This is a genomic window from Flavimobilis marinus (genome assembly GCF_900113055.1).
GTDB lineage: Bacteria > Actinomycetota > Actinomycetes > Actinomycetales > Cellulomonadaceae > Flavimobilis > Flavimobilis marinus.
Map to the genome: position 1 here is coordinate 613,704 of NZ_FONZ01000002.1, position 15,902 is coordinate 629,605.

Annotated in this window: 13 protein-coding genes; 4 read left to right on the top strand and 9 right to left on the bottom strand. The window is 73.4% G+C overall.

Translation table 11 applies throughout. From position 1 onward, the window contains the following. Positions 1 to 42 precede the first annotated feature (42 nt). Positions 43 to 2,556, bottom strand: coding sequence for an ATP-dependent DNA ligase (locus BMZ30_RS07880; protein WP_093376938.1), 2,514 nt, complete (start codon positions 2,554 to 2,556; stop codon positions 43 to 45). A gap of 102 nt (positions 2,557 to 2,658) precedes the next feature. Between BMZ30_RS07880 and ku the strand changes: the two genes are divergently transcribed. Beyond that, complete coding sequence (gene ku, locus BMZ30_RS07885) at positions 2,659 to 3,729, top strand: non-homologous end joining protein Ku (RefSeq protein ID WP_093376941.1); 1,071 nt, start codon at positions 2,659 to 2,661, stop codon at positions 3,727 to 3,729. Positions 3,730 to 3,866: 137 nt separating this feature from the next. On the opposite strand, the gene pip is transcribed toward ku, so the two are convergent. Beyond that, positions 3,867 to 4,832, bottom strand: coding sequence for a prolyl aminopeptidase (gene pip, locus BMZ30_RS07890; RefSeq protein ID WP_093376943.1), 966 nt, complete (start codon positions 4,830 to 4,832; stop codon positions 3,867 to 3,869). A gap of 129 nt (positions 4,833 to 4,961) precedes the next feature. Between pip and BMZ30_RS07895 the strand changes: the two genes are divergently transcribed. Beyond that, complete coding sequence (locus BMZ30_RS07895; RefSeq protein WP_268248151.1) at positions 4,962 to 6,452, top strand: malate:quinone oxidoreductase; 1,491 nt, start codon at positions 4,962 to 4,964, stop codon at positions 6,450 to 6,452. Positions 6,453 to 6,511: 59 nt separating this feature from the next. Here the strand turns inward: BMZ30_RS07895 and rnhA are convergent, their stop codons facing one another. Further along, positions 6,512 to 6,940 (bottom strand): ribonuclease HI, encoded by a 429-nt coding sequence (gene rnhA, locus BMZ30_RS07900; RefSeq protein WP_093377449.1) that lies wholly within the window; start codon positions 6,938 to 6,940, stop codon positions 6,512 to 6,514. Between the two features lie 246 nt (positions 6,941 to 7,186). Here rnhA and BMZ30_RS07905 point away from each other — a divergent pair, with 246 nt between their 5' ends. Both BMZ30_RS07905 and BMZ30_RS07910 read left to right on the top strand, forming a co-directional pair. Continuing rightward, positions 7,187 to 7,798: a hypothetical protein gene (locus BMZ30_RS07905; protein ID WP_093376946.1), complete on the top strand. Its 612-nt coding sequence runs from the start codon at positions 7,187 to 7,189 to the stop codon at positions 7,796 to 7,798. A 77-nt stretch (positions 7,799 to 7,875) separates the two neighbouring features. Further along, positions 7,876 to 8,271 carry a four-helix bundle copper-binding protein gene (locus BMZ30_RS07910; protein WP_093376948.1) on the top strand — a complete coding sequence of 132 codons (396 nt, stop codon included), beginning with the start codon at positions 7,876 to 7,878 and terminating at the stop codon, positions 8,269 to 8,271. 5 nt (positions 8,272 to 8,276) lie between these two features. Here BMZ30_RS07910 and BMZ30_RS07915 read toward each other — a convergent pair whose 3' ends face one another. The 6 genes from BMZ30_RS07915 to BMZ30_RS07940 are packed head-to-tail and all read right to left on the bottom strand — an operon-like array spanning position 8,277 to position 15,783. Further along, entirely contained in the window at positions 8,277 to 9,095 is an 819-nt protein-coding gene (locus BMZ30_RS07915) for an HpcH/HpaI aldolase/citrate lyase family protein (RefSeq protein WP_093376949.1), read from the bottom strand. After that, the gene (locus BMZ30_RS07920; RefSeq protein WP_093376952.1) at positions 9,092 to 10,300 is read right to left on the bottom strand and encodes a CaiB/BaiF CoA transferase family protein; all 1,209 of its coding nucleotides are present in this window, start codon (positions 10,298 to 10,300) and stop codon (positions 9,092 to 9,094) included. The genes BMZ30_RS07915 and BMZ30_RS07920 overlap by 4 nt, the downstream gene beginning before the upstream one ends. Beyond that, on the bottom strand, positions 10,297 to 12,285 hold the full coding sequence (locus BMZ30_RS07925; RefSeq protein ID WP_093376954.1) for an SUMF1/EgtB/PvdO family nonheme iron enzyme: 1,989 nt from the start codon (positions 12,283 to 12,285) through the stop codon (positions 10,297 to 10,299). Before BMZ30_RS07925 ends, BMZ30_RS07920 begins: the two co-directional genes overlap by 4 nt. Continuing rightward, complete coding sequence (locus BMZ30_RS07930; RefSeq protein ID WP_229828511.1) at positions 12,282 to 13,271, bottom strand: ribokinase; 990 nt, start codon at positions 13,269 to 13,271, stop codon at positions 12,282 to 12,284. The genes BMZ30_RS07925 and BMZ30_RS07930 overlap by 4 nt, the downstream gene beginning before the upstream one ends. Then, a complete protein-coding gene (locus tag BMZ30_RS07935) occupies positions 13,268 to 14,623 on the bottom strand; it encodes an ADP-ribosylglycohydrolase family protein (protein WP_093376957.1) in 1,356 nt (451 codons plus the stop codon). Before BMZ30_RS07935 ends, BMZ30_RS07930 begins: the two co-directional genes overlap by 4 nt. Continuing rightward, positions 14,620 to 15,783, bottom strand: coding sequence for an ADP-ribosylglycohydrolase family protein (locus BMZ30_RS07940; protein WP_093376961.1), 1,164 nt, complete (start codon positions 15,781 to 15,783; stop codon positions 14,620 to 14,622). The genes BMZ30_RS07935 and BMZ30_RS07940 overlap by 4 nt, the downstream gene beginning before the upstream one ends. Positions 15,784 to 15,902 lie beyond the last annotated feature (119 nt).

Here is a 15,902-nt window from a genome sequence, read left to right on the forward strand (position 1 = left end):
ACACCGCCAAAATCACGCACTCAGCGGGGTGGGTCGGTGGGGTCAGGTGAGGGTGGTCGGGGTCTTGTCGGGGCGGAGGCCTCGCCAGATTGCGTGACGCAGCCTGCCCGACGACGTCCACTCGCCGTACTCGACCTCGGCCACCAGCTCCGGGCGCAGCCAGCGGGCATCGCGGGCGTCGAGGCGGGGCACGTCGTCGATCGGCGGCTCGTCCGTCGCGTATGGGGCAAGCTGCTCGGCCAGCCTCGCGAGCGCCTTGTCGCCGAGCGCAGCGCCGACGCGACCGGCATAGCTGAGCCGGCCGTCGCGCGGGACGGCCACGAGCAGCGAGCCGATCGTCCCTTCGCGCCCGCCCTTGCCAGGCCGCCAGCCCACGAGCACGACCTCGGCGTCGTGCCGGTGCTTGATCTTGAGCCACTCCCGGGAGCGCCGACCGGGCGAGTACCGCGACGCCGACCGCTTCGCCATCACGCCCTCGAGCCCGAGCTCCGCGCTGGCCGCGAGCGCATCGCCGAGCTCGCCGTCGACCCTCGGCGGCACCTGGACGCGTCCCCCCGGGCTCACGACGAGCTCGAGCGCGTCGCGCCGCGTCGTGTACGGCTGGCCGGTGAGGTCCTTGCCGTCGGCGTGCAGGACGTCGAACAGCATCAGGTGGACGGGCGCCTCGCGCTGCGCACGCGCGACGTCGCGCGGCTGGGTGAGCCCGAACCGGTTCTGCAGCAGGCCGAAGTCGGGCCGGCCTGCCTCGTCGAGGGCGACGATCTCGCCGTCGAGCACGGCAGGGATGGGGACCCGCGACGTCACCTCGGCCAGCTCGGGGTATGCCGCCGTGACGTCGTTGCCGTTGCGGGTCACCAGGCGCATCTCGTCGCCGTCGACGTGCACGAGCGCCCGGATGCCGTCCCACTTCATCTCGTAGCTCCACCCCGCCCCGACGACGTCGCGCTCCTGGCCAGGCGAGGCGAGCATCGGGCGCAGGTCGGTCGTGTCCGACGGCGCGTCGGGGGCCGGGACAGCTCGCGCGGCACCGCCCGACGACGCCCGGTCGGGACGGGCCTGCGTCGTCGCCTCGCGAGCGTCTTCGGCCGCGTCGTCTTCGGCCGCGTCGTCGTCGGCGAATCCCCAGGGCGGCGCGACGCCGTCGGGCAGGGCCTCCATGCGGTGGATGAGCCAGGTCGCCTGGTCGCCGCTGCCGGTGTGGATGAGCGCGAACCGGAACGGCGCGACGCCGAGCTCCTCGAGGCCGCCGCCCGCCCGGCCGTGCAGGGTCGCGATGATCTCCTTGCCCTCGCGCCACTTCTCGAGCTTGTACGTGCCCGCGTCCCAGATGCTCACGGTGCCCGCGCCGTACTCGCCGCGCGGGATCGCGCCCTCGAAGCTGCCGTAGGCGAGCGGGTGGTCCTCGGTCTGCACGGCGAGGTGGTTCTGCTTGCCGTCGGTCGGGACGTTCTTGGGGATCGCCCAACTCACCAGGACCCCGTCGCGCTCGAGCCGGAAGTCGAAGTGCAGGCGCCGGGCGTGGTGCTCCTGGATCACGAACCCAGGCTCGTCGGGGCGCTCGGGGTGGCTGGCTCTGTCGGACTCCTCTCCGGCGTCGAACGGCTCCGGGGTCTTCTTGGGGTCACGCTTGGCGCGGTAGGTCGCGAGCCGGGGGTGACCGGCGTCGTCGTCGCTCCCCCGGCCGAGGGCCGCCATCGGGTCGTCCTTCTTCTTCATCCGGGCGAGGACCTCGTGTATCTCGAGGTGGCGCAGGCGCACGGTCATCTCGCTCCAGGTGCGCGGCACGGCCACCATCGGCCGCTCTCGACCGCGCAGCGAGTACGGCGCGACGGTCGTCTTGTTGCCGTTGTTCTGGCTCCAGTCGACCAGCACCTTGCCCTCGCGCAAGGACTTCTTCATGTCGGAGACCACGAGGTCCGGGTGGTCGGCCTCGAGCGCGCGGGCCAGCTCGTGCGCGACGGTCGAGATCTGCTCGCTCGTTTGCTCGCCCGGCAGGCCGGCGTACAGGTGGATGCCCTTGGAGCCGCTGGTCACCGGCACGAGCTCGAGACCCATGTCGATGAGGATCGCGCGGCACAGCTTCGCGACCTCGACGCACTCGGGCAGGCCGGTGCCGGGGCCTGGGTCGAGGTCGAGCACCATGCGGTCGGGCTTGCCGCGCTCGCCGTCGGGAGTGAACCGCCACTGGGGCACGTGCACCTCGAGCGCCGCGAGCTGACCGAACCACGCGAGCGTCGCGGCCTCGGTCACCAGCGGGTAGGTGTTGACGTGGTCCGAGTGCTGCAGGTCCGCGCGCTCGACCCACTCGGGCGCGGAGTCCTCGAGGTTCTTCTGAAAGAACACCTGCCCCGGCTTGGCCTCGGTGCCCACGCCGTGCACCCAGCGCTTGCGTGTGACCGGGCGGCCGACGACGTGCGGCAGCATGATCGGCGCGATCTGCGTGTAGTACGCGATCACGTCGCCCTTGGTCGTGCCCGTGGCCGGGTAGACGACCTTGTCGAGGTTCGTCACCCGGAGCGTGCGGTCACCGACCTGGATCGTCTGTGCGCCAGCCATGGGGCCATGGTGCCGCCGTCGGGGCGCTCGCGCCCGCCGAACGCTGCGGATCCGGGGCCGTCCCGACGCGCGGACCGCGGAAGTTCGCGCTTCACTGGTGCTATGCGATCGATCTGGAAGGGCGCCATCACGTTCGGGCTGGTCAACGTGCCGGTCAAGCTCTACAGCGCCCTCGAGAGCCACGACGTCCCCCTGCACCAGGTGCACGACGACGACGGCGGCCGCATCCGCTACCACCGCACGTGCGAGGTGTGCGAGCAGACCATCCCGTACGAGCACATCGACCGGGCCTACGACGACGGCGAGCACACGGTCGTGTTGACCAAGGACGACTTCGCGGTGCTGCCGTCGGAGCAGAACCGCGAGATCGAGGTCGTGGAGTTCGTGCCATCCGACCAGATCGATCCGGTGCTGTTCGACCGCACGTACTACCTGGAGCCCGACTCCAAGTCCCCCAAGGCCTACGTCCTGCTGCGGCGCACCCTCGAGGAGACGGACCGGACGGCGATCGTGCGCTTCGCGCTCCGGCAGAAGACTCGGCTGGCGGCCCTGCGGGTGCGCGAGGGCGTGCTCACCGTGCAGACGCTGCTGTGGGCCGACGAGGTGCGTGACGCCGACTTCCCCAAGGCCACCGCGGACGTCAAGATCTCCCCGCAGGAGATGAAGATGTCCTCCGCGCTCGTCGAGTCGTTCTCGAGCGACTTCGAGCCCGAGCAGTACACCGACGAGTACCAGGAGGAGCTGCGCAAGCTCGTCGAGGCGAAGATCGAGGCCGGCGATGCGATCGACACCGATGCCACCTTCGGCAAGAAGCCCGACGACGACGAGAGCGCCGGCGGCGACGTCATCGACCTGATGGAGGCCCTGCGCCGCAGCGTCGAGTCGTCGCGGGCGAAGCGGACCGGGCAGGCGGAGGCAGCGGAGTCCTCGGCTGACGACGAGCCGGACGACGACCAGGCGGACGAGGCCGACGACGCCCCTCCTGCCAAGAAGAAGGCCCCGACGCGCAAGCCCGCGGCGAAGAAGCCCACCGCCGAGGACGCCGACGAGCCGAAGAAGTCGACCGCCAGGAAAGCCCCGGCGAAGAAGGCACCCGCGAAGAAGCCCGCGGCCAAGAAGCCGGCAGCCAAGTCGGAGACGAAGAAGCCCGCTGCCCGCAAGAAGGCCAGCTGACCGACCCGGTCAGCCGAGGATTGCGAGCTCCTTGCTGCCAGGAGCCGCGAATAGTGCACAATCCCCGGCGGCCGGAGGTCAGGGCCGGAGGTCAGGGCCGGGCGGGCGACGGCCGGAGGTCCGGGCCGGACGAGGACTCAGGACGCGGCGAACCGGTCCGTCGCCGCGCGCAGCGCCGCGGTGATCCCGGGCTCGGTCATCGAGTGGCCGGCGTCGGGGACGATCACGAGCTCGGACTCGGGCCAGGCACGGTGCAGGTCCCACGCGGTCTTCGCCGGGCAGACGACGTCGTAGCGCCCCTGCACGATCACGCCGGGGATGCCGGCGAGCCGGTCGGCCTCCTCGATGAGCTGGCCGTCGCGCATCCAGCCGCGGTTCACGAAGAAGTGGTTCTCGATCCGCGCGAATGCCGTCGCGAACTCGGGCCGGGCATTGTCAGCGACCGCGGCGTCGTCGGGCAGGAGCTTGGACGTCGCCGCCTCCCACACGCTCCAGGCCACGGCGGCGGGCCGGTGCACGGCGGGGTCCGGGTCGCTCAGCATGCGGTGGTAGGCCGCCATGAGGTCGCCACGCTCGGCCGCCGGGACGACCGCGAGGTAGGACTCCCACACGTCCGGGAAGAGGTAGCTCGCGCCTTCCTGGTAGAACCAGTCGAGCTCGATCTTGCGGAGCGTGAAGATGCCGCGGAGCACGAGCTCGGTGACCTGCTCCGGGTGGCGCTGGGCATAGGCGAGGGCGAGCGTGCTGCCCCACGAGCCTCCGAACACCAGCCACTGCTCGATCCCGAGGTGCTCGCGCAGGCGCTCGATGTCGGCGACCAGGTGCCACGTGGTGTTGGTGGACAGGTCGGCGTCGGGATCGCTGGCGTGCGGGGTGCTGCGGCCGCACCCGCGCTGGTCGAGCAGCACGATCCGGTATCGCTCGGGGTCGAAGATCCGGCGCTGCATCGGGTTCGTCCCGCCCCCGGGCCCGCCGTGCAGGAACACTGCGGGCTTGCCCTGCGGGTTGCCGCTCACCTCGTAGTAGACGCGGTGCCCGTCACCGACGTCGAGCATGCCGGTCTGGAAGGGCTCGATCGACGGATACAGCGCGTGCTCGCTCATGCCCCCGACTTTACTCACGCCCCGCGCCCCGTCCGTGAGTGGGGCAGCTGCGGGGCGTGTGGGGAGGATCACAGCGCGAGGGATGAGATCTGGGTCTTTCGGCCCAGGTCAGCGACCTAGCATCAAACGGTGACGGAGCACAAGGTAGACGTAGTCCTCATCGGCGGCGGCATCATGAGCGCGACCCTCGGGTCCCTGCTCTCGCTCCTCGAGCCCACCTGGCAGATCGAGATCTTCGAGCGGCTCGACGACGTCGCCCTCGAGAGCTCCAACCCGTGGAACAACGCGGGAACCGGCCACGCCGCGCTGTGCGAGCTCAACTACACGCCCGAGCGCGAGGACGGCTCGATCGACATCGCCAAGGCGGTCACGATCAACGAGCAGTTCGAGGTCTCCCGCGAGTTCTGGCACCACCTGGTCTCGACCGGTGCGCTGCCGGACACGAACGCGTTCCTGAGCCCCACGCCGCACATGACGTTCGTGCACGGCGATGAGAACGTCGACTTCCTGCGCCGTCGCCACGCTGCGATGTCCGCGCACCCGCTGTTCTCCGACATGGAGTTCTCCGACGACCCCGCCGTCATCGCGCAGTGGGCGCCGCTGCTGATGGCGGAACGGGCCGACGACGGCGCTCCCGTCGCGGCCACACGCGTCACCGGGGGCACCGACGTGGACTTCGGGGCGCTCACGCGCCTGCTGTTCGCCCACCTCGAGGCGCACGGCGCCCGCATGCACCTGGAGCACGAGGTCCGCGGCCTCAAGCAGCGCCGCGACGGCTCGTGGGACGTGCGCGTCAAGGACCTGCGGTGGAACGCGGCGCCGGCGCGTCGCTCGGTCAACGCCCGGTTCGTGTTCGTGGGCGCCGGCGGTGGCGCCCTCCCGCTCCTGCAGAAGGCCGGCATCCCCGAGGCCAAGGGCTACGGCGGCTTCCCCATCTCGGGGCAGTTCCTGCGCACGACCAACCCGGAGATCGTCGCGCAGCACCACGCGAAGGTGTACGGCAAGGCAGAGGTCGGCTCCCCGCCCATGTCCGTCCCGCACCTCGACACCCGCGTCGTCGACGGCGAGGCCGCGCTCATGTTCGGCCCCTACGCCGGGTTCAGCACCAAGTACCTGAGGAAGGGCTCGCTGCTCGACCTCTTCACGTCGATCCGCCCGAACAACATCGTGACGATGGCCGGCGCCGGCCTCGACAACATGGACCTGACGGCGTACCTCGTCAAGGAGGTCACGGCGTCGCCCGAGGCGAAGTTCCGCACCCTGCGCGGCTTCATGCCCTCGGCGCACCCCCGCGACTGGGAGCTCATCACCGCCGGGCAGCGCGTGCAGATCATGAAGCGCGACGCGAAGAAGGGCGGATGCCTGGAGTTCGGCACCGAGGTCGTCGCCTCCGCGGACGGCTCGATCGCCGGTCTGCTCGGCGCCTCGCCGGGTGCGTCCACCGCCGCGTGGGCCATGATCAAGCTACTCGAGCGCTGCTTCCCCGCCGACGCTCCCCGCTGGCGCCACCACCTCGCGGCGATCGCGCCGTCCGTCGGCGCGGACTGGGACACCCCGGAGGAGCGCGCCGCGCTCGACGCCGAGGTCGACGCGGACGCCGACGTCGAGGCCGGGCACTGAGCCGAGGCCCCGGGCCTGACAGCGTCCGGGCCTGACCGCGTCGCTGGACGCGACGCCGCTCAGCGCGCGGCGCGCACCTGGTCCACGCCGCGGTTGGCGAGCTGGTCGGCGCGCTCGTTGCCCGGGTCGCCCGAGTGGCCCTTGACCCAGCGCCACTCGACGTCGTGCCGGGCGACCTCGGCCTCGAGCTCCTGCCACAGCTCCACGTTCTTGACCGGCTTCTTGTCGCCGGTGCGCCAGCCGTTGCGCTTCCACCCGGCGAGCCAGGTGGTCATGCCCTTCATCACGTAGGACGAGTCGACGTGCAGGATCACGCGGCACGGCCGGTTGAGCGCGCGCAGCCCGCGGATGACCGCGAGCAGCTCCATGCGGTTGTTCGTGGTGTGCGCCTCGCCGCCGAACAGCTCGCGCTCGTGCTCGCCGAACCGCATCCACGCGCCCCAGCCGCCGACGCCGGGGTTGCCTTTGCACGCGCCGTCGGTCCACATCTCCACGACCTCGACCGGCGCAGCGGGGTCCGCGCTCTCAGGACCTGCCGGGAGATGGGCGTCGGTGAGGGGGCTGTGGGGAGTCGTCACGGGACCCAGCCTACGACCAGCCCTCGCAAGAACTGGAAGAACGCGGACATAAGCGACGCCGCAGGTCACGATTGTGACCGCGCTCCCACGGGACCCTTCCCGCAACGACCGCGGGCCGCTACGGTGTGCTCCATGAGAGCCGACGATGTCTCTACCGTGAGCCCACCGACCGCAGTCTCCGCGCCCTCCGCCGGACGCGTCGAGCCGTCCGTCCCCGCGCCGCACGCCCCGCCCGCGTGGGACCACGAGAGCGTGCTCGCCGAGACCGAGCTCGAGCTGCGCCGTGCCGCCAAGACGTTCTTGCGCCGCAAGGTGCCGACCGCGCCACTGCTGCGCAAGAAGCCTGCCACCGCCGGCCGGGTCGCCTTCGACTCCTTCGAGGCCACGGGCCTCGAGGGCTGGATGATCGGCTCGAACCTGTGCCTCCTGTCCGACGGCGGATGGGTCCCGTACGTCGCGGGGCGCAGCCAGAAGCTGGACCGCCCGCGCACCGGGATGTTCGCGGACGCCGGAACCAAGAAGGCCGCCGCCGAGTGGGACGCGCTCAAGGACGCCGGCGTGGCACCGGGTGCCCGCTACATCGCGATCGAACCGGAGCACGCGAACTACCTCGACGTGTGCCGGCACCCCCGTCGCGGCGAGTTGTTCAAGGTCCGCGAGATCGCTGGTCTGCCGCACCTCGTCTTCCCGTACGACCGGGGGCAGGGTTCCCACGAGGACGTCCTGCGCGACGACCTGCACCGTTGGACGGCCGACTACCTGGCCTGATCCCAGCCAGGGTGCAGGGCGCCAAGCACGTGCCTACGGTGGAGTGGTTCTGACCACGTCGAGACCGGAGGTATGCCATGACCAGCTCGTCCATGATCGCCACCCACCCCGCCACCCCGGCGTGGGACCCCGGGCGCCTGAGCGCGGCCATCGACGCGCTGGGAGCGTGCGCCCAGGCGTGCACGACGTGCGCCGACGCGTGCCTGAGCGAGGACATGGTGGCGGACCTGCGCCGCTGCATCCGCACGGACCTCGACTGTGCCGACATCTGCGCGGCGACGGCGAGCGTGCTTAGCCGGGTCGGTGAGTCCGACCTCGCGACCGCGCAGGCGCTGCTCGAGGCCTGCATCACGGCGTGCGAGGCGTGCGGCGACGAGTGCGCGTCTCACGCCGAGATGCACGAGCACTGCAAGGTCTGCGCCGAGGCGTGCCGCACGTGCGCCCAGGCCTGCCGGGAGCTGCTCGCCGCCTGAGGGCCTCAGCGCTCGAGCGCCAGCACCGCGCGCGCGGCGGCCACCATCGCCACGTCGACGAACCCGCCGTCGGGTAGCACCGCCGTGCCTGCTCCCGCCGCGCGTGCTGACTCCACGGCGGCGACGACGGCGCGCGCCCGGGCCAGCTCGGCGGCGGTCGGGGTGAACGCCTCGCGGATCGTGGTGAGTTGACGCGGGTGGATCGCCGCGCGTCCCCGGAACCCGAGGCTGCGTCCCCGCGCGCAGGACTCCGCCAGCCCGAGGGGGTCGTCGACGTGCGGATAGACCGACATGATCGGCGGCACCAAGCCGGCGGCCCGTGCCGCGACGACGATCCGGGAGCGGATCCAGACGAGCCCGTCGTCGTCGGCGCCGAGCTCCGAGCGGAGGTCGGCCTCCCCCAGCCCGAGGCTCGCCACCTGGGGGTGCGCCCGGGCGAGGTCGAACGCGCGCTCCACCCCGAGCGCCGACTCGACGAGGAGGTGCAGCGCGCGGCCGGGAACGGCCGCGGCGAGCTCGTGGACCGCGCTCGGGTCCTCCACCTTGGGCACGCGCACCCCGACCGCCGCCGGGAGCTCGCGGACCGCCGCCAGGTCGCTGGCCGCCCACGCGCTCGCGAGGTCGTTGATGCGCACCTGCGCCCGCCGCTCGACGCCCGCGAGCACGCTCACGAGCGCGGCGCGGGCCTCGTCCTTGCGCTCCGGCGCGACCGCGTCCTCGAGGTCGCACAGCACGACGTCGGCGTCGGACCCGAGGGCCTTGCGCACCCGGTCCGGGCGGTCCCCGGGGACGTAGAGGTAGGTCAGGGCGAGGCGGGCGGTCATATCGCTCCTTGCTCCCGCAGCACCGCGATCGCTGCGGCGTCGAAGCCCAGCTCCCCCAGCACGTCGTCGGTGTCGGCGCCGTGCGGGCGTCCCGTGTGCTGGATGACGCCGTCGTGGCCGGACAGGCGGAACAGCGGCCCCTGCATCTGCACGGGGCCGAGCTCGGGGTCCTCGATCTCGTGGATCGTCCCGATCGCCTGGAACTGCGGGTCGGCGACGATGTCGGCCGCCGTGTAGATCGGGGCGACGGCCGCCTGGGCGCGCTCGAACTCCGCGACGACCTCGTCGCGGTCGCGGGCCGCGATCCACGAGCCCACCGCGTCGTCGAGCACGTCGGCGTGCGCGGCGCGGCCCCGGCCGGAGGCGAACCACGGCTCGGCGATCAGGTCGGGGCGCCCGACCAGCACCATGACGCGCTCGGCGATCGACTGGGCCGACGTCGACACCGCGACCCAGCTCCCGTCGCGCGTCAGGTAGGTGTTGCGTGGGGCGTTGTTCGACGACCGGTTGCCGGTGCGTTCCTGCACGGTGCGGGTCTGGTCCCATCGGGTGATCTGCGGGCCGAGCATCGCGAGGATCGGCTCGATGATCGCGACGTCGATCTCCTCGCCGTGGCCGCGCTCGCGCCGGGCGTGCAGCGCGACCATCACGGCGTACGCGGTCGCCAGCGACGCGACGCCGTCGGCGAGCCCGAACGGCGGGAGCGTCGGCGGGCCGTCCGGCTCCCCGGTCATGGCGGCGAACCCGCTCATGGCCTCGGCGAGGGTGCCGAAGCCGGGGCGTGTTCGGTAGGGCCCGGACTGCCCGAAGCCGCTCACCCGGGCGAGCACCAGGCCGGGGTTCTCGGCCGACAGCACGTCGTAGCCGAGGTCCCACCGCTCAAGGGTCCCGGGGCGGAAGTTCTCGATCACGACGTCGGCCGTGGCCGCGAGCGCGAGGAAGGCGCGGCGCCCGCCGGGGCTGGAGAGGTTCATCGTGACCGTGCGCTTGTTGCGGCCGAGGGTCTTCCACCACAGGTTCACCCCGTCCTTGGCCGCCCCGTGCCCGCGGGAAGGGTCCGGACGGTCGGGGTGCTCGACCTTGACGACGTCGGCGCCCATGTCGCCCAGGTGCATGGCGGCCATCGGCCCGGCGAAGAGGGTCGAGACGTCGAGGACGCGCAGGCCGGAGAGCGCCCCGGTGCGCGGGTCGCGGGAGACGGTCATGCGCCGGCCTCCGTCAGTGTCCAGCAGCAGCGGAAGCCGACGGCGGCGCTGCGCGCGGTGCCGAGCCCGGGGAGCAGGAGCTTGGCGGTGACGTCGGGTGGCTGGATGCCGTGGTCGAAGTACCAGTCCGACCCGGTCGCACCCCGGCGGGAGCCGCCCTTGAGCATGACGAAGCGGGTGCGGCCGTCGCTGTGCTCGCTCTCGGTCCAGCTCCATACCCCGTCGGTCTCGTAGCGGCGGGCCGCGGCGAGCTGCCACTCGTCCTCGGTGGGCAGCCGCCCGCCCGCCCAGGCGCAGTAGGCCCGCGCGTCGTCGAGGTCGACGTGCGTGACGGGCTCGTCCGCCGTGCCGGGAGCGGGCGCTCCGTCCTCCCAGTGCGCGACGTGGCGGTGCCCCATGGCGGGCGTGTAGCCGGTCTCGGACAGGAAAACGGCGTACTCCGCGTTGGTGACGGCGCGGGCCGCGACGGCGACGGCGGCGTCGAGGCGGACGTGCCGCTCGAGGGTGCGGGCGTCGTGCAGGCGCGGGGGCAGCGGCTTCCACTCGTCGACGTACGGGGCGCCGTCGTACATGCCGGTCTCCCGGGCGCGGTAGCGGACGGTGAGGACGTGCTCGCCGGCGGGGACGACGACGGCGTCCCGCGGCGCGCGCGGGACCGGCCCGACGCTCGGGGCCGGCACCCGCCGGGCCACGCGGTGAGCGAAGGAGGAGTCGGGGTCGTGCGCGAGGTCGCCTACGGCGTCGCGCACGTGCGCCACCCACGTCGGCACCGCCGCTCCGTCCGCGAGCCGCAGCACCGCAGCCACGCCCCGGGCCGGCACGAGCACCTGCCGGGCGCCGGGCTCCTCGACCTCTGCGTCAGGGGCCAGCAGGTCGAGGCACCGACCCGCCAGGTCCAGCGTCAGGTCGCGCTCGCCGGGGTTCGCGATCGTCAGGAGCGTGACGCCGTCGGCGCTGAAGCTCGAGGCGACCGCGCCGCTCGTGGGCGCGACCGCGTCGTCGAGCGGGGTCCACTCCCCCGTGGTGAGCAGGCCGTGGGCGGCGCGCTGCACGGCGAGCATGCGCCGCAGGGTCGCGGCGTCCCGCTGGTTCCAGCCGACCCAGACGCCGAACACGACCTCCCACACCATCATCCCGGCGCCGTTGAGCCAGGCGGACAGCAGCTCGCCGCTGTGGTCGCGGTGCCAGCGGCGCACGTGGTGCTGCATGTGGCGGCGCTCGTACCAGTGCGCGCGCAGGACCCCGGGCACCTCGGAATCCGCGAACCACTGCGCCCACGAGGAGGCGTGGTCGGCGATCCGCTCGGTCGCGAGCTTGGACTCGCCCTCGAGCACGATGCCGGGCCGGGCGCGCTCGAGCGTCTCGACGAGGTGGGGGTCGGCCTTGCGCAGCGTGTCGAGGAAGACCCCGTCGGCGTCGAGCTCGGTGATCACCGCGGCGAGCTCCGTGACGTCGTCGTCGCCCCGGCGCGTGCCGGTGTCCCACGGGTTGTAGTCCAGGAAGACGCGCAGACCGGCAGCGTGCAGCGCGTCGACCAGCGCACGCAGGCCCGGGACGTCGCGGTAGAAGTCCCACTGGTTGCGGTCGTCGATGCCGATCACGGGATAGGCGTGCCAGAGCACGACGGCGTCGAGGCCGGCGAACCGCTGCTCGGCGTCGGCGAGGAAGCGCTCGGGGGTGAACCGCTGCTCGTCGAACGAGTACAGCAGCTCGTCCCACAGCCACACCTGGGCCACCGTCCGGCAGCCTGCCGCCCAGGTGCGCTCGGGGGTGACGTAGAGGTCGTCGACGTAACCGAGCCGCTCACGCGCCTGCGTGCGCCACCGGGTCAGCTGCTCGCGCCACCGGGGCCACTGCGCGGGGTCGGGCGGGACGGCGAAGATCTTGGCGTCGTCGAGCACCGAGAGGTCGGCGCCGGCGTCGAGCGGGACGGTGGTCGGGAGGTCGATCTCCCGCGGCACCAGGGGGTCGAAGGCGTAGGTCATGGCACCGGCTCCGCGGGCCTCGGCGCGCTCGTCCAGAGCGCGGAGACCTCGTCGTGGGTGGGCACGGCGCTCTGGGCGCCAGGACGGGTGACGGCGAGGGCGCCGGCCGCGCTCGCACGGCCGGCGGCCGCCACGAGGTCGTCGCCGGTCGCGAGCGCGGCGGCGAGGACCCCGCAGAAGGTGTCCCCGGCGCCGGTCGTGTCGACGGGACGGACGGCGTGGGCGGGCACGAGCACCGGCTGCGCCCCGCGCGCGGCGACGATCGCGCCCTCGCCGCCCAGGGTGACGACGACGGCGGGCACGTGGGTGAGCAGCGCGGCCGCGAGCGCACCGGGGTCCTGGGCTCCCGCACCGTAGGTGCCGACCGTGCCACCGTCCGCGCCATCCACCAGGTCGCGCGCCTCGTGCTCGTTGACGACGAGGACGTCGACCTCCTCCAGCAGCCCAGGGACGAGGGTCGCCGACGGCGCGGCGTTCAGCACGAACCGGGCGCCGGGCCGCCGGGCCCGTGCGGCGGCGAGCACGACCTCCTGCGGCACCTCGAGCTGGGCGAGCAGCACGTGGCACGCGGCGATCCGCTCGGCGACCTCGCCGTCGACCCGGACCTCGCCGTTGGCTCCCGGCGCGACGACGATCGCGTTCTCGCCGTCGGGGCTCACCGAGATCATCGCGATGCCGGTGGGCACGTCGACCCGGCGTAGGAGGTCGGTCCGGACCCCGGCGTCGGCGAGGGACGAGGCGAGGAGCACAGCGCCGTCGTCGTCGCCAACCGACCCGACGAACGTGGTCGACGCACCGCCGGCCCGGGCGCTCGCGACCGCCTGGTTCGCGCCCTTGCCGCCCGCGTTGCGCGCGAGCAGGCCGCCGAGGATGGTCTCGCCTGCGCCGGCGTGCCGCGGCACGGGCACCACGAGGTCGAGGTTCGCGCTTCCGACGACGACGACGGCCGGCTCCGGCGGATCCCCGACGCTCAGCAGCCCGCTCACGACGCGATCCGGCTCGCGAGGGCCAGCGTGCGCGCGGCGAGGTCGGACAGCCGGTGCTCGCTCGGTCCGGGCAGCGAGGTGGCGACAACCCCGCGCAGCGGCGCGCTCCAGCGGTCCTCGATCACCGCAGGTCCGCCGACGGCGCCCACGACTCCCCCGACGGTCGCGCCCGCGGAGTCGGTGTCCCAGCCGGCCATGACGGCCAGACCGATGCTCGCGGTCAGGTCGCCCCGGCCGCGCTCGAGGGCGCAGGCCACGACGGCGGCGTTGTTGAGCACGTGCACCCAGTGCAGGTGGCCGTAGGCCTCGTGCAGGAGGTCGAGGGCGGCGGCGTCGTCGGGCGCCTCGCGGCCCGCGCGCCGCCCGAGCGCGATTGCCTCGGCCAGGCGGGAGCCCGGGGGCACGACGGCGCTCGCGGCGTCGAGCGCCTCGGTCACGGATCCGGCCACCAGCGCCGCGGACCCGAGGGCAGCGGCCCACATCGCGCCGTACACGCCGTTGCGCGTGTGGCTCAGGCGCGCGTCCACCCACGCCAGGCGCGCGGCGCCGCGCAGGTCGCCGGGGCGGGTCCAGCCGTACACGTCGGTGCGGATGAGCGCGCCGATCCACTCCCGGAACGGATTCTGGTGAATCGCGGTGCGCGGGGCGTCATGGCCGGCGAGGAGGTTGCGGTACGCCACGCGCTCCGCGGTGAAGACGCGGCCGGCGGGGAGGTTGTCGAGCCAGGCCTTCGCGACGTCGTCCGTCGTGAGTCCCTCGCCGTGCTGCTCGAGGAGGGTCAGGGCGAGCAGGGGGTAGTTGAGGTCGTCGTCCTCGGGCATCCCGTCGATGTTCTCGGCGAGCGAGGTGGGCGCGCTGCGCCGGTTCCACGGCCAGCGGGCTGCCACGTCGTCGGGCAGGCCGCGGGCGGTGAAGTAGCCGGTGACCGGCCAGGTCCCGGTGGCCCGGGCGATCTCCTCGATGCCGGCACGCGGGATCTTCTCGACCGGCTTGCCGAGCAGGCAGCCGACCGCCCGGCCCGTCCAAGCAGCCTCGATCCGGGCCGCCAGGTCCTCGCCGGGGGCCGCGAGCGCGGGGGCGTCGGGGAGCAGGGCGAGGATCTCGTCCCAGCCGTCCGGCTCGTCCGGGTGGGGCGGGGCCTCGAGCGCGTCGAGCTCGTCCATCAGGGCGCGGGCGACCGCGCGGGTCGCGTCGTCGGCGGGCACGCCGCTCGCGCCGCTCACCGCCGGCTCCAGGGACCCGCCGGCCTCCTGCCACCGCCGCGCCTGGGCGCGCACGTCGGTGCCCTCGGCCGCGGCCTGGACGAGCTCGTGGGCGAGCAGGTCCTCGGGCTGCACCCAGGTGAGCCTCATCGGCCGGCGCCCAGCGTCGCGAGCTGGTCGAGGCGCGCCTGGGCGCGGTCGCGGTCGCGCGTCAGGATGTCGCGCGCCGCCGCGGCCATGAGCTCGCCCGTGGCCGTCACGTCCGTGCGGGAGGCGCGCTCGATCTCCTCGATCCACTCGCGCGGCACGACGGCGGTGCCGCCCAGGCCCCCGGCGATCGCCCCGGCCATCACCGCGATCGAGTCCGCGTCGCGGCCGTAGTTCACGGCCCCGAGGACCGCGCCACGGAAGTCGCCGTCGTGCGCGAGCAGGAACCCCACCGCGGCGGGCAGCTCCTCGATCGCCTTGGTGCGCGAGGGGCGGCGGGCGTCGCGGGACATCTGGCGGTACTCGGGGCCGACCGAGTCGAACGGCGCGACGGCGTCGCGGATCTGCCGGGCCAGCTCACGCTCCGCTTCGTCGCCCTCGGGCGGTCCGCTCCGGGTCGCCATGGCCTCGATGACCGCCGCCAGGGCGTCCGCGGTGCCGTCGTGCGCGACGGCGACCATGGCGTCCACCGCGTCCTGCACGGTGGCCCCGGGCGTCACGGCGGCGGCGACGCCGGCGGCGAACACGCCGGCGGCCTCGCGCCCGTAGCTGGACTGGTGGGCGCCGGCCACGTCGATCGCCTCCGCGTAGGCGGCCCGGGGGTCGCCCGCGTTGGCCAGGCCCACGGGTGCCATGTACATCGCGGCGCCACAGTTCACGATGTTCCCGACGCCGGCCTCGCGCGGGTCGACGTGCCCGTAGTGCAGCCGCGCGACGATCCACTTCTCCGCGAGGAACACCCGCTGCAGGATCAGCGCGCTCGTCTCCAGCTCGGGGATCCAGCGTGGCTCGCCGATCATGAGCGGCACGAGGTCCTCGGCGACCGCGTACGCGTCGAGGTGGTCGCGCCGCTTGGCGTAGACCTCCACGAGCGCCTGCGTCATGAGGGTGTCGTCCGTGATGTGCCCGTCGCCCTTGTGGTACGGCGCGATGGGGCGGGCGTCGCGCCAGTTCTCGTAGTACGGCCCGACGATCCCGGTGACGCGGCCTGCGTGGCGCTCCTCGATCTGCTCCGGGGTCCAGCCCTCGGTCGCACCTCCCAGGGCGTCGCCGACCGCTGCCCCCGTGATCACCGCGACCGATCGGTCCTTGAGCCAGTCCACCTTGTCCTCCGTTCATCGGGTCACGCCGTCGGGCGTGCTGTGGCCGGCGTGTGCCGGCGGTGCTGCGGGGCGCCGCGCGCCCGTCGGTCCGGGCGCCCGCCGCAGCGGGCGCCCGGCTG